General features: G+C 57.9%; 16 protein-coding genes. 15 read left to right on the forward strand and 1 reads right to left on the reverse strand.

Annotated features, from left to right (window positions below; genetic code table 11):
• The 15 genes from GSQ92_RS30240 to GSQ92_RS16225 all read left to right on the forward strand — a co-directional run.
• The coding region (locus GSQ92_RS30240; protein ID WP_216856834.1) for a hypothetical protein at nucleotides 1–183 on the forward strand (183 nt) is incomplete at its 5' end.
• A gap of 1111 nt (nucleotides 184–1294) precedes the next feature.
• A complete protein-coding gene (locus tag GSQ92_RS16165; protein WP_158804974.1) occupies nucleotides 1295–1924 on the forward strand; it encodes a FadR/GntR family transcriptional regulator in 630 nt (209 codons plus the stop codon).
• A 32-nt stretch (nucleotides 1925–1956) separates the two neighbouring features.
• Complete coding sequence (locus tag GSQ92_RS16170) at nucleotides 1957–2094, forward strand: hypothetical protein (protein WP_158804975.1); 138 nt, start codon at nucleotides 1957–1959, stop codon at nucleotides 2092–2094.
• A 29-nt stretch (nucleotides 2095–2123) separates the two neighbouring features.
• Entirely contained in the window at nucleotides 2124–3416 is a 1293-nt protein-coding gene (locus GSQ92_RS16175) for an ABC transporter substrate-binding protein (protein ID WP_159013682.1), read from the forward strand.
• A 98-nt stretch (nucleotides 3417–3514) separates the two neighbouring features.
• On the forward strand, nucleotides 3515–4351 hold the full coding sequence (locus GSQ92_RS16180) for a carbohydrate ABC transporter permease (protein ID WP_159013683.1): 837 nt from the start codon (nucleotides 3515–3517) through the stop codon (nucleotides 4349–4351).
• A gap of 83 nt (nucleotides 4352–4434) precedes the next feature.
• Complete coding sequence (locus tag GSQ92_RS16185) at nucleotides 4435–5175, forward strand: carbohydrate ABC transporter permease (protein ID WP_159013684.1); 741 nt, start codon at nucleotides 4435–4437, stop codon at nucleotides 5173–5175.
• A gap of 369 nt (nucleotides 5176–5544) precedes the next feature.
• Nucleotides 5545–6651 (forward strand): ABC transporter ATP-binding protein, encoded by a 1107-nt coding sequence (locus GSQ92_RS16190; RefSeq protein WP_158804979.1) that lies wholly within the window; start codon nucleotides 5545–5547, stop codon nucleotides 6649–6651.
• Between the two features lie 22 nt (nucleotides 6652–6673).
• Nucleotides 6674–7909, forward strand: coding sequence for an ABC transporter substrate-binding protein (locus GSQ92_RS16195; RefSeq protein ID WP_159013685.1), 1236 nt, complete (start codon nucleotides 6674–6676; stop codon nucleotides 7907–7909).
• Nucleotides 7906–8868, forward strand: a complete 963-nt coding sequence (locus tag GSQ92_RS16200) for a carbohydrate ABC transporter permease (protein WP_158804981.1) — start codon at nucleotides 7906–7908, stop codon at nucleotides 8866–8868. The genes GSQ92_RS16195 and GSQ92_RS16200 overlap by 4 nt, the downstream gene beginning before the upstream one ends.
• Nucleotides 8865–9701, forward strand: a complete 837-nt coding sequence (locus GSQ92_RS16205; protein WP_159013686.1) for a carbohydrate ABC transporter permease — start codon at nucleotides 8865–8867, stop codon at nucleotides 9699–9701. The genes GSQ92_RS16200 and GSQ92_RS16205 overlap by 4 nt, the downstream gene beginning before the upstream one ends.
• A 148-nt stretch (nucleotides 9702–9849) precedes the next feature.
• A complete protein-coding gene (locus GSQ92_RS16210) occupies nucleotides 9850–10872 on the forward strand; it encodes a sterol desaturase family protein (protein WP_159013687.1) in 1023 nt (340 codons plus the stop codon).
• Nucleotides 10873–10969: 97 nt separating this feature from the next.
• Nucleotides 10970–11185, forward strand: coding sequence for a hypothetical protein (locus tag GSQ92_RS30245; protein ID WP_216856831.1), 216 nt, complete (start codon nucleotides 10970–10972; stop codon nucleotides 11183–11185).
• Between the two features lie 66 nt (nucleotides 11186–11251).
• The gene (locus tag GSQ92_RS30250) at nucleotides 11252–11674 is read left to right on the forward strand and encodes an enolase C-terminal domain-like protein (protein ID WP_216856832.1); all 423 of its coding nucleotides are present in this window, start codon (nucleotides 11252–11254) and stop codon (nucleotides 11672–11674) included.
• 139 nt (nucleotides 11675–11813) lie between these two features.
• Nucleotides 11814–12206, forward strand: a complete 393-nt coding sequence (locus tag GSQ92_RS16220; protein ID WP_216856833.1) for a hypothetical protein — start codon at nucleotides 11814–11816, stop codon at nucleotides 12204–12206.
• Between the two features lie 21 nt (nucleotides 12207–12227).
• Nucleotides 12228–13100 (forward strand): hypothetical protein, encoded by an 873-nt coding sequence (locus GSQ92_RS16225; protein WP_159013688.1) that lies wholly within the window; start codon nucleotides 12228–12230, stop codon nucleotides 13098–13100.
• 354 nt (nucleotides 13101–13454) lie between these two features.
• On the opposite strand, the gene GSQ92_RS16230 is transcribed toward GSQ92_RS16225, so the two are convergent.
• Nucleotides 13455–13592 (reverse strand): hypothetical protein, encoded by a 138-nt coding sequence (locus GSQ92_RS16230; protein WP_158804985.1) that lies wholly within the window; start codon nucleotides 13590–13592, stop codon nucleotides 13455–13457.
• Nucleotides 13593–14082 lie beyond the last annotated feature (490 nt).

Consider the following 14082-nt stretch of genomic DNA (forward strand, 5'->3'; position numbering starts at 1 on the left):
CCGGCCTATGAGACGAAGAAAGCGGTCTATGATGCCAAGAAGGGCCGACGCGGCCGAGCGCCCAAACCACCCGACGAAAATCCCATGGTCGTGCTTCGCTGCGTTCAGATTTGTTCGCTAGATGCTGTGCTCGAGGGCGGCTGTTCCTCCATTTCGGAATTTGCTTCTCCACGAGCAATGTAGAAGTCCAACATCTCTGCCTCGCTCAGTCGCCGTTTATGACGCGGAACTTCGCTGCCTATGAGATTTATATAAGAGCTGCGCGGAAAGAATATACATTTTGTATGTTAGAATTCGATATCGATCGGAGGGACGACCGGAGAATTGCCGTGCTGGCGCTTGCTTCCAACGGCACAGCGCCTGGCAAATTTGATCTCGATCTTCTGCATCGTGAGCTGGGGCATCTTCTGGTTGACCATGATCAGTCGCGCTGAGCCTGACGCACCCCCCCCAGAAAACGTGGGTGCCTACCTCAAGAACGTGAGCGCTGACGCCGTAAAGCAGCAAGCTGACGATCAACACGCGAGAAGGAAACTTATTGCGTGTTGATCACGCTCTTGCGCCGCGTATGTTGGTTTTGATCTTCGTCAACACACGAGGGTCCTTATCGCGTGTTGATGCCAATCACCTAGAATTCTCGCGCAAGCAGAATGCCGCCAACGATCAACCATGCCCCAAACGAATCGAATAACGTCCATTTCTATTCTATGTCGCTTGGCCCAGAACTGCGCCGGTTTTCGGTTTATGCAATGCGCTTAGTTAGTTAGTTAGTCAAAAGTAACCGGGTTTGGCTTGGGCAGGAGGATCAGCCGCGATAGCCGATCACCGCCTCAACCAGCGTCTGACCTCAAGTTTCTAAGTCGGCAGAGCCGTCGAACCTCGCCGCGATCATCCGGGTGAAAACGAGATCTCTTACCGCTACGTGTGTCCTGAGACCTTTCGCTGGTTATCCCTCTACCGCCGACCTCTCTATGCGCCACGTTAAGCTTGACGCCATCTGTCGATCAAACTAATGGTTCTTTGGCCCAACCAAGAAAATGTCCGGCTCGTTGGGTGGAGAGATACTGAAGGTGTCAGCAACTAGCCGCTTTGAGACCATGAGGTCGCAGGCCGCGTGCGCCCGAACGATAGGTAACCTGGTAAGACGGCCCCCGGCGGCTAAGAATAACCTCAGGTTAAGGAAGATCTATTGAAGGCTCGCCGAGTAAACAATCGGCCAGAACAAAAGGATGACGTACTTCCCATCAGCCCAGTGCGGCGGCAAGGTCATACTGATCACATGGTCTCGTCCATCATGTCTATGATTGAACAAGGAATCCTAAAGGAAGGGGATGCATTGCCCCCAGAGCGCGAACTCGCGCAACGATTCGAGGTCGGACGGAATACGCTCCGTGAAGCCATAAAAGTTCTAGAGATTTTCGGCGTGGTGAGACGCGCCCCCCGGCTGGGTACAGTTATCCAGCATGCCAATCTAGACGCCATTTTGGGCATCGCCTTCGCAGGAGTTCAGATCACCCCGACAGTCTTCGAGGACATTCAGGGTTTTCGGAAACTTATCGAGCTTGGCATTGCGAGTACAGTCGTTGAGCGGGCATCAGACGAGGATTTCAGGGGGCTTCGCGTTCTCATAAAGAGAATGGAAGCGACAGGAGACCTTCGGGAGCAGGCACGTTGGGACTACGAGTTCCATCTGGCGATTGTCGAGATTTCCGGCAATGCAATCCTTTCACGCAGTTATCGTGTTCTTGCGGAACCGATGAAACGGCTAATGGAGATAGGAAAAGGTACGCATGGAACGAGCGCAGCCATAGAGCAACACATCAACATTCTTGCGGCGCTCGAGGCCCGTGCTCTTAAAGTTTATGTTGAACGGCTTGCAGCGCACATGGACTTTGGACGGCGCTTTTTGAGAGGCACGACCTAACGACGAACCGTCGGCGCTGGCTAGGGGCGACAATGAAAATCGGGCTCGGGCTCTACCGACATCTTCTGACGCCGGATAACTCTACCTTTGCAAAGCAGCTGGGTGTCGAGCAGATTGTCGTCCATCTGGAGAACTACCTTGCCGACGAGGCTATGGTAGTGCTTTATTAAAACATAATCGACTCTTCGGGAGGTATACTTTGAAACGACGGGAGTTTCTGACTGCCACGGCGGCAGTTTGCGCATTGGGCAAGCTATCGTCAGCCTCGGCTGCAACTTCGAATTTCGGTTCGATCAACTGGAAGCAACAGTCCGGCACCAAGTTGAATGTGTTCATGGCACGGCACCCTTGGCAGGAGGCCATTGAACCCGAGATTGATCAATTCCGTGGTTTGACAGGCATCAACGTCCAGTTGAGCGAATTGCCGGAGGACCAATACGCAACAAAAGTCGCCGCGGACTTATCGGCCGGCGTTTTCGAATATGATGTCTTCATGTCTCAGTATTACGACGCGCCGCGCTACGAGGCGGCGAAGTGGACTGCGGCGCTTGATCCGCTAATGAACGACCCGAAGCTGACCGACAAGAACTGGTATGACTGGCAGGACTTTTTCCCCGGAGCTCGGCAGATTGCCACTATCGGCGGCAAATACGCCGATCGTGTCGCCATTACAGCTGAAGCTCAGATCCTTATCTATCGCAAGGACGTGCTCGCCAAGCTGGGAATCGCGCCGCCGTTAGATTTCAATGATCTGCTCGCCGCCGCCGATAAAATTGGCAAGGCGGGAAACATCAGCGGAATAACACTACGAGGGGGGACCTATGCCTGGTGGCCATTCTATGGCGTCGTGAAGTCCTATGGCGGAGACTTCTTGACCCCTGACTTGAAGCCAGTGATCGACTCATCACAGGACATCGAAGCGCTTCAAATGTATGCGGATCTCGCCAAGGACGCGCCACAAGGCGTCACGAGTTATGACTGGGATGAAATAAACACGGCGATGCTCTCTGGCCAAGCTGCCATGTTCCTGGATTCATCCGTCATTTATAGCCGTATCAAAGACCCTACGCTGTCTACCGTCGCGAATGAAATCGGCGCCGCACCCTTTCCGACCGGGCCGGCGGGACGGCACGGGAGCTCGCATTATTGGTCGCTCTCAATGGCAGCCGCTTCGAAGCAGCAAGACGCGGGATGGCTCTTCATTCAATGGGCAACGTCAAAGCCCGTGCAGGCGCTTCTGCAGAGTAAGGGCGTTTTGGCGCCGCGCGCCTCGGTCTATGGCACATCAGACGCGAGCAAGATGTATGCGGCCGACTTTTTGGACGCCGTGAAGATCTCCCTAACAAGCGCCGTGATTCTTCCCGCGAATGCAAAGTTCTTTGAGTTGATGGACCCCCTGCGTGTCGCCATCCAGCAGGTAATTACCGGCGACAGTACTGCCGCTACGAGCCTCAAATCGGTCGAGTCACAGTGGCAAAAGATCTTAGCCTGAAGATGACGACGAGCGCTTCGGAACCTCGTGAGCGGAGCGTTGCCCAGTTCTTCCGGCCGAGGCATTTCGCGCGTCATCGTAGCTCCGCGTCGCGCGACATGCGCCGCTTTGCCCTGATCCTTACGCTGCCACTGACGGTCGTGCTACTCGCACTCCTGATCTACCCCCTGATTTACACAATCATACTTGCTTTTACCTCGGACAAAGGGGGCGCCAGCCTCGGCAACTTCATTGCTATCGTTACAGCCAGCGGATTTGCCCAAGTAGTTACTAACACGCTCATCTTCACCTGCGCTTCGACCGCTATTAGTTTCCTGTTTGGCTTTTCACTGGCATATGCGATGGAGTTTGTGGGCGCCGGACGCCGCTTCTTTTCTTCGATCCTGATTCTGCCCATGGCCTTGATGCCGGTTGTCTCTGGCCTGACCTGGAGCATGATGCTCAACCCCGCCCTCGGCGTCGTCAACGCCCTGTTACGCGTGGTGGGCGTGCATGGACCGGGTTGGGCGACCCAGGCCGATACGGCGCTTGCCACTGTCATCCTCATAGATGCCTGGCAATGGACGCCCTTCTGCTTCCTCATCATCCATGCAGGCTTTCAGTCCCTGGCTCGTGAGCCGCTCGAGGCCGCGCTGATCGATGGCGCCACGCGATGGCAGACATTGCGCATGGTTATCATTCCCCTTCTGCGCAACATTCTTCTTGTCACCCTGCTGTTCCGCATGATGGATGCCTTCAAAGCGTTCGACACGATTTTTGTTGTCACCAAGGGCGGACCTGGGCGCGCGACAGAAACGCTTGTCATAAGAGCGTTTATGCAGGCCTTCCAGTTCTATGAGCCGCGGACCACAGCTGCCATCGGCGTGCTCCTGTTGATAGCGACGATGCTTGCCACCCGCCGCATCGGGGACCTTATCGGCCAAGAGGTCGAATAATGCATTCCACCCCCTTCGCAAGGCTGGTGGCGTATACTTGGCTGTGGCTATGCACCTTGGTATTTTTGTCACCGATTGCGTGGATGGTTCTGCAGTCGCTCAAGACGCCCATAGAAGCGATTGCTTTCCCACCTCGCTTCATCTTTTCACCGACGCTCGCGAATTACGGCGCGGTATTGAGTTCGGATGGGTTCCGCAGTGCCCTACTTGGCAGTCTCATCATCGGCATGGGAAGCGTCGCGATAGCTCTCGCGACTGGCGTCCCTTTCGCCTATGCGCTTGCCCGATGCGATTTCCCGGGCCGTAAGGAGCTGGGGCATTTCATTCTCTCAACCAAGATGCTGCCGGCCGTTGTCATCATTGTCCCATTCATCCAGGTCTATCGCCACATCGGTCTGCTGGACACTTATGTCGGCGTCGTCATAGCACACGTTCTTCTCTCCCTCGCGGTTGTCGTCTGGGTTATGCGAGGCTTCTTTCAAGCCTTGCCGCGCGAGCTGGAGGAGGCTGCGGTCATTGATGGGGCATCCCGCCTGCGGGCCTTCGGGGTCATCATTCTGCCGCTCGCGGTCCCGGGCCTCATCACGGTCGCGGCACTTGGTTTCATCCTGTCATGGAATGACCTATTCTTCGCGCTCACTCTGACCAGTCTGAATGTCACGACACTTCCCGCTTTCTTAGGGACACAATATGTCGGCTTCCTCGCGGTCGACTGGGGAAAACTGTCCGCGGCGGGGTTGCTCGCGACGCTGCCCATCATGTTGCTAGCCGTCGGGCTTCAGCGCTTCTTGATCAGGGGTCTCGCGTTGGGCGCCGTAAAATAAGCAATGCGCCCGCGCCCCGATTTTTCGTTGAAGAGCGTGAGCGTCCGGCTGGGCGCCGTATGCAACAGAGTCGGGGGGACTTGGATGACTATGCCGACTCAACGGAAAGTGGCCGATTTCCATCGTCCAAAGGGGCGGCCTCCGGCACGATCGACGGCGCTGAAATTAAGATCTGTTACAAATCGCTTACGCGGACTTTCGTCATCGTAGTCGGCCGCAAATGCCGTTGACAACCTTTCTTACCATGATAGTGCTCTACCGAGCTTGGCCGCAGAACCGAGCAAGTGGGGCCTATTTGAACTGTCTTAGATCCAATCGCTGTCTTTCGAGTTTCCTGATGATCCGCGTGACGAGAACGCGGAGGCTGCCATGCCTGGCGTGACCATTGAAGGCTTGCAAAAGTGGTATGGCGGTTCGCAGGTGATCCGAGATCTGCACCTCACGATTCCGGATGGCGCCTTCGTCGCTTTAGTGGGTCCCTCCGGGTGCGGCAAGTCGACTACGCTTCGTATGATCGCGGGCCTCGAGATGCCCTCGGGCGGACGCATCTACATCGGATCCGAGGATGTCACGGCGCGGCCACCCGCGAAGCGCGGTGTCGCCATGGTGTTTCAAAGCTACGCCCTCTATCCGCATATGACTGTGCGCGACAATCTCGAGTTTGGCCTGCGCGTAGCCGGAGCAAAGCTGGCGGATCGCGTCCGGCGCGTGACGGCGGCAGCCGAGATGCTGCATTTGTCGGATCTGATGGAGCGGCGCCCGTCGCAGCTCTCCGGCGGCCAACGCCAGCGAGTAGCGATCGGCCGCGCTCTCGTACGCGAACCGAGCGTCTTCCTGTTTGACGAGCCACTGTCCAACCTCGATGCGCAGCTGCGTGCCGCCATGCGCATTGAGATCAAGCGCTTGCATCAGACCTTGCGCACCACCGTGATTTTCGTCACGCATGACCAGACCGAAGCGATGACGATGGCCGATACTATTGTCGTCATGCGCGACGGGAACCTCGAGCAGATCGGCTCGCCACTGGAAGTGTTTGAGCGCCCTGCCAATCGCTTTGTGGCCGGATTCATTGGCGCGCCCTCGATGCGCATGTTCGACGGTCGGGTCGAACAGGATAGGATGGTCCTGGCCGACGGCACTGCGCTGCAGCTGCCCGGCCACGTCGCCCATCTCGCGGAGGGGACGGAGGTCACCATGGGTCTGCGGCCGGAGGACCTCGTTGTGGAAGGACACGGCACTCTACCGGTTCGTCCCTGTTTCTTCGAAGCGCCGGTATTGCTCACCGAGCCGCTTGGCAATGAGACGCTCATCGTCATGCCCTTCGCGGAGAGTGAGGCTGTGGCGCGGATGTATCGCCCGCGCCCGGTCGCGCCGGGCGAGGTGCTCCGCTTCGCCGTCGATCTCGATCGTATTCACGTCTTCGATCAGAAGAGCGGAGAGTCGTTGCGCCGTGCGTCCGCTCCCGGTCAAACTTAACAATGAAGCTGGATGGGACCCAATGAAACGTAGGGATGTCTTGGCGGCCTTCGCCGCTGCCGCGCTTGCCGGCCAATTCCGCCAAGGCTTAGCCGCGACGGACCTGAAGCTCTATCACGACAAATACTTCTGGCAAGATTTCCTAAAGAAAATGGCGACCTTCGCCGCGAGCAAGGGCCACCCTTTCACGCCCACACCCTATGCCACTGATCAGTATCAGGCCTTCATCGCGAGCGGCGTGCAGGCCGGAAACCCGCCCGACATGTTTAGTTGGTGGAACGGCACCAAGCTCGCTGAGCTCGTCGAGGCCAATGCCTTGGCGCCACTCGACGACGTCTGGCATGAAGCGATCGCCTCTGGTGAAGCGGAACAGTCGGTCGCCGACCTCCTCACGGTCGATGGCCACGTTTACGGTGTGCCGCTTACGGTCAATTATTGGGGTGTGGCGTATAACAAAGCCCTCTTCGCGAAGGCAGGTGTCACTGTGCCCAAGAGTTGGGACGAACTGATGACAATTTCCGCGAAGCTGAAGGCGAGCGGCATCACCCCCTTCAACGCTACGATACAAGACGGCTGGCGCGGGTTCATCTGGTTCGAGGAGTTACTGATCCGCACGGATCCGGATGCCTATGCACAGCTGAATGCCGGTAAGATCGGCTATACGAGTGCCCCCGTGAAGCGGGTCTTCGCTCTCTGGGGTGAATTATATCAACGCGGCTTCTTTACGCCCGCAACCTCTAACGAGGAATTCCTCGATTTCGCCCGTGGCAAGGCCGCTATGTATCTTATCGGCGACTGGGCCTACGCCAATCTGATGCAGGATGGCCTGCAGCCGGGCAAAGATTTTGACGCCTTCATTATGCCGAATGTGGAAAAGAGCCTACAGCCGTCGATCATTATCGAGGCGTCGCCCCTTGTCATCTCCCGCGCAGGAGCGAAGAAGGACGATGTCATGAGCTTCGCCCGGTGGTGGATGACGCCGGAGGCAGGTGTGGCCTGGGGGCAATACGCGTCGCTCAACACCGGCGATCCCAAAGTGCCCAAGCCCAATCCCGTGGTCGCGAGCCTCACGAACGCGGTGACGGCGACGCATGCGAAGCTTATCACCCGATACTGGGAAGCCTCCCCATCGGACATTGTTTTGCCCGCGGTCGAGCAGTTCAACAAGTTCATGGTCAATCCTACCCCGGCTGTCGCCGAGCAATGCATGAACAGTATCGAACACACCGCGAAGGACTATCGGGCGAATAATAAGTGAGCGGAATTCCTGCACTTCCGGCGCTTCCCCCCCGCGGAGCCGCTGCCCGCCGCCCGGTACGGCTGACAGCGGAAGAGCGCGCGGTCCGCCGCCGGGACTACTTCTCCGCCATCCTCTTCATGGCGCCGGCACTCCTGCTCGTCAGCATCTTTCTTCTTGCGCCCGTCGTCTACAACATCCTTATCTCCTTCACCGGATGGTCGCATTTCAAAGGCTTCAACCGGTTCGTCGGCTTGGCGAATTATCGGCATGCGATCAACAATCCGGATTTCTCTGCGGCCGCCTCAAACACGGTTGTCTGGGTCATCGCCTCCCTCGTATTGCCGGTCCTGATCGGCCTGGGCTTGGCTGTGCTCCTGCGCGGGCTGAAGGGGGAAGAGTTCCTCAAGACGATCTTCTTCCTGCCACGCCTCGTCGCCCCCACGGCGATCGGCGCCATCTGGTATTACGTCTATGCCGACAATGGGGTCGTCAACACCATCCTCAAGCAGGTCGGCGCCGGACGTTTCGCGGAGTCTTGGCTCTACCAAGCCTCGACCGCAACCCCAGCCATGATCATCGCCTATGTCTGGCAAACGACCGGTCTTGTCATGGTGCTTCTCCTTTTGGGCCTAGCTGCACTGCCGCGTGATCCGATTGAAGCGGCGACAGTGGAGGGCGCATCCCGCTGGCAAATCTTCCGCCACATCGTCCTGCCTATGCTGATGCCGACGGTGCTGGTGGTGACGACCATCTCTATTATAGCCGGCTTTACGACCTTTGATCTTGTCTGGGTCATGGGGCGCGACTATCCTAATCCGTCAAGCCTAACGCTCGCCATCCACCAATACTGGGAGTCTTTCCGTTCTGGCCACTGGGCCTATGGCGCTGCCATAGCCGTGCTGCTAGGTGGCATTGCCCTCATCGTTACCTTGTTGCAGGTGATCCTGCAGCAGCGCGTGGAGAGCCGCATCCGATGAGTGTTGCCGGCTCCTCCCGCCGCTTTGCGCTCGCCGGAGCGGCCACGCTTGCCGTCTTGTGGCTCGTGCCCTTTTATTATGCGGTTTCGACAATCTGCAAGTCTACGGCCCAATACCTTTCCGGCACACCGCTCTCCCTACCGCCGTCTCTCTCGTCATTGCCAGGCAATATCGAAGCTGCCTGGGCGCAGACGCAGATGGGCCAGGGCATGTTGAACTCGCTCGGCTATGGCGTGCTTGGCGCGGGCGGAGCCGTGCTTGCCGCGGCGTCGGCGGCTTACGCGCTCGCCCGGATTGTGTTTCCTGCGCGCACCACCTGGTTCATGGTGATCTTCGCGGGCACCGTGTTCCCTTTCCAGATCTACCTCATTCCGCTGTTCCAGGGCTATGCGCGTTTCGGTTTACTCAATACGCGCCTCGGCCTTCTGATGGCCTATATGGCGATCTGCGTGCCCTTCCCCACCCTCGTCCTTAGAAACCACATGGGCCAGATTCCGCGGGATCTCGACGAGGCAGCTCGAATGGACGGCTGCTCGCATTTGCGCATCTTCCGCTCGATCATCCTGCCAAACAGTACCGGCCCGCTCATCGCGCTCTTTCTCCTGCAATTCACATGGATATGGAACGATCTCATCTTCTCGATGGTTTTGACGACGGAGACGGCGCAACGTTCGGTGATGAATGCGCTCATGGTCTTTCAGGGAAATTATGCCGGAACCACACCCAATCTCGTGATCACCGCTTCAGTCTTGGCCAGCCTCCCGACCGTCGCGGTGTTCCTGCTGCTGCGCCGTTACTTCATGCAAGGCCTGTCGCTCAGCGTGCATGCCTGATCGCCGGCGCCACGGAGGATCGTGATTGCAACAGGAAAAGCGCGGGGAGTAGAATGCTCTTAGAAAGAGCGGATCGTGGTGCGCTCACTGGCGCATCCTTCCCGGCAAAGGCACGACCGTATGGTCGTCTTTAGGGAGAGTTTCGGCTATGTCGGATACGGATTTGGAGGGTGCTTCCTCGCGTGCCGCAAGGAAGCGTGAGCGGCGGGATCATTGGCGGCCGGGGACGCTGCTGCGGCAGGCAGAAGTTCTGGTCTGGCCGCCGCGGCCAAGGGCGGCGCTGAAGGTCTTCTTCGGCTTTCCTGGCTACATCTTGCCGTGGAACCTGCTCTATCTGCTCATAGCCGCTTTTACCTGGTTCTGCCTCACGCCGAACCTTGCGACGATGCGTCATCTGCAGCTCTCCTGGATGGCACTGATCCTGGCGCGCAATGCGGGCCTCCTATTTCTGATCGCAGGAAGCTGGCACCTCCGTCTCTACATCCAGAAGGCGCAGGGGCAGGAGTTCAAATACCATCCGCGCTGGCCGGCGAAAGGCAACAACATTTTCCTGTTCAACAACCAGGTTCTCGACAATATCTTCTGGACCTTCATCAGTGCCGTGCCGATTTGGACGGCCTATGAGATTATCACTTTCTGGGGCGAGGCGAACGGCTGGCTCCCTTATCTCAGCTGGCAGAAGCATCCGGTCTGGTTCGTGTTGCTCTTTCTCGCCATTCCCATGTGGCGCGATGTGCACTTCTATGTGACTCACCGTATGATCCATTGGCCGCCGCTTTACCGCGCTGTTCACAGCCTGCACCACAACAACGTCAATATCGGTCCCTGGTCGGGCCTCGCGATGCATCCGGTGGAACACCTACTCTATTACTCCGCGGTGCTGCTTCACTGGGTGGTGCCGTCGCATCCGATGCACGTCATCTTCGAGCTTCAGCATTTAAGCTTTGCCCCCGCGCAGGGCCATGTCGGTTTTGAACGGGTCGTCCTACGCGACGGCGTTACCGTGAAGACCGATGACTATTACCACTACCTTCACCACAAATACTTCGAGGTGAACTACGGAAGTGCCGGCGTCATCCCTACCGATCTCCTCTTCGGGACATTTCATGACGGGTCGGACGAGGCGACGGAAAGAATGAACCGCCGCATCTTGCCGAATTTGAAATCATAGTCACAACGGGGAGAAGGGCATAAGGAGGATAACCTCGAGACGCCCGAAAATAATAGACATCCGCGCCACGACTGTCTCAGTCCCGCTCGAGGCTCCTTTGCGTCATTCCAATGGAGCCCACTGGGGCCGCTTCGTACGCACGATCCTCGAGGTTGAGACCGACACAGGCCTCATCGGACTCGGTGAAATGGGCGGCGGCGGCGAGAGTGCTGAGGCCGCGTTTTTGGCACTGAAGGCCTACCTGGTCGGACATGACTCGTTTCAGCTCGAAGCAATGCGCTTCAATAACAAATTCGACAGCAAGTCTCTATAACAGCCGCACGCAATTGCATGCTGCCCTCGAATTCGGTTTATCGACATTATCGGGCAGACGCTCGGCGTGCCCGCCTACGACATTCTCGGCGGCAAGGTCCGGGATACCGTTCCATTTGCCAGTTACATGTTCTTCCGCCTGCCGAATCAGGGCAGTGGCGATCGCGAAGTTCGAACGGCGGATCAGCTGATCTCCGACACTCTAGCTTTGAAAAGGCGATGCGGGTTCACCTCGCACGAGCTGAAGGGCGGGGTGTTTCCGCCGGACTACGAATTAGAAGTGTATAGGGCGTGGGCTAAGGCTCTCGGTCCAGATAGCGTGCGGTACGATCCCAACGCTGCGTTCAGTGTTGAACAGGCTCTGCGCTTTGGTCGGGCGATCGAGGACCAAAACAATGACTACTACGAGGACCCTGCCTGGGGCTTAGCGGCATGCGCCGAGTGCGAGAGGGCGTCCGCATTCCTATTGCGACCAACACGGTCGTGGTGAATTTCGAGCAGGTTTCCGCGAAGTTTTTAATCCAGCAGTCGACGTTATCCTGCTTGATACGACGTTCGCCGCTGTTAGGTGGTGGTGGAGCCTACAAAATTCGGTGCCATGTTGAGGCTTTCTGATCAAGAGGGAGATGATGGGTCGCATCCTGTTCACCGGCGCGAGTATCGCCGGTAATGCCGTCGCTTGGTGGCTGAGGCGTTTCGGCTTTGACGTGACTGTGGTGGAGCGTGCGCCGGCGTTCCGCGATGGCGGTCAGAATGTCGACGTGCGCGGGTCCGGGCGCGAAGTTCTGCGGCGCATGGGACTGGAACGAGCAGCACTCGATGCCGGCACCGGCGAGGAAGGTATTGCCTGGGTCGACGAGCATGGTCGGATAGCGGCGAAGGTCGTCGCCGAACCGGGCGCGGACGGGCCGACCGCAGAGATGGAGATACTGCGTGGTGATCTTGCCCGGCTGCTTTACGAGCCCGCGAGCCGGCATTGCATCTACGGTTCGGCGAATGGTTGGCGGCGTCACTCCGCGTGAAGACGAACGAAGAATGCTGCATTGATCGCCAACGCGACCGGGCTCGAGCCCGATATCTGCGGAATGCATCGACCGGCAGCCACCTTTAACGAATTCGCACAGCGTGTTACCCAAATTCTCGACAGCCGCGAACATGGCGGCATCCTTAGTCGCACCGGTGTCGTCGAACGTATCATCCCGGCCGAAGGCCCCCACGTCCAGCCTGTCTGGTTCTTCGTCGTAGTGCGAATTCGGAATGAACTGCAGCGGGTGTTTATGAATTCAATGTCTGGTCTCGGCAACCTGGTGGACGAGAGGAGTCCGCTCGGTAGCGCAGCTGGCGCTCATTTACCTCCATCGCCGACAGGAAAGTCGACGGTCGGCATTTTTTATACGCCTTATCATTACGTGGCGATCCAGGCGCCGATCTCTATTACCATGGCAGTCATAGATCGGCAGGTGACCATAGCCCCTCTGACAAACGGCAAGCGCTACGCCGACGTCATGGCGCTCACGAAGAAGGATCTTCTCGAGGGTGAGGTCATCGACGAGATCGGCGGCCTCTGCGTCGCGGGGCGTGTGGAAAAGGCGCGCATCGTGAGTCGAGGCAACTTTCTTCTCTTCGCCCTGGCGCGAGGTGCCTCAATGAAACGAGCCGTCTCGAAGGCGAGCACCTCACCTATGACGATGTGGTGCTCGATCTCGCGAATGACCGCCTCGTGGCACTCCGCCGTGAACAGGACGTCCTGTTTCCCCCTGCCTTACAGAGCCGAGATGAGGAGTAAGCCTCTGGTGCGAGCGCTCATTGTGCATAAGAGACCAGCTACCCTGCCTGCTACTAACGGATGGACGAGGCCGAAAGGCCGCTCCTCCCTCGCTCCATCAACACACGAGAAGGGACCTATCACGTATTGATTATGGAATGTCGAACGATCAAGAGTGTTGATGTGGCCTCCTAGGGCTCCGGGGGAGAGGGTTAGCGATGTAACGTGAGTCCTGGTTGGTTGGGTGAGTGGCATAGTCGAGCCGAGGTCAACAGGCTGCATCCTGTTGGAGCCGGGTGTCCCGTACCCTGCTGTTGTGGGCAGAGGTGCGAGATGGTCGCTTCTCGACCACTTACCCAAAAGTAAAGCTGTCGGCGTCCAGGACGCGTTTCCTTCCTACCGAAGAAATGTCGCACCACCTGGGCGCCGATCCTCCCCGACGCCCGCGAGACCTACCCGCTGACGACAAGCACCTTGGAGCAATTGAAGGGGTTTTTGCTTGTCATCATGTCGGCTTGATCACCCGGCCCAAGGCGCTGCCGAGACCTATCGCAACGGGTCGCGCAAGGTAGAGCAGGCCGAAGACCGCAGCCGCGCCGACTTTCAACCATGCGGGATAGGTATCTGAGGGATGATCGGTCATGCCAACATGATAGCCCTTAGCAAGGCTTGAGGCACCCACAGCGGTGGCAGGCCGTTATGCTAGGGTCTCGGCGTCGCAGTGCAGCCAAAAGATTCATGATTACAACGAACTAGTGGATTTCCGAAAGCAAACAGAGGCGAGGCATTCGGATTTTGTTGGAGCCGCAGCGATGCACGGGAGGACATGCACATTGCGCGATCGAGGATTTTGCGGAACTTGTCGCCGAGGTCGTCCATGATGCCCTTACCACCCCGCTTGCTCGGGATGACCGAAATGGCCTTACGATCTCCGCGTCCAACTTCGCGAAGCGCGCGTCTAGCGCAAGCCTCCGCCGCCGCATGCCGCTCGTTCGCGAGGAGATTGTTGGCGATCCGCTAGCGCCTCCACCCTCTCGGAAGAAGGCCTATGAAGGCGACCAGCTACCGAGCCAGCTTACAACTTGACTAGATCGAGATCTCCAATCCTTGCCGCCCGGATCGCCCCTGCCTCA

The sequence above is a fragment of the Acidisoma sp. S159 genome (genome assembly GCF_009766125.1).
Lineage (GTDB): Bacteria > Pseudomonadota > Alphaproteobacteria > Acetobacterales > Acetobacteraceae > Acidisoma.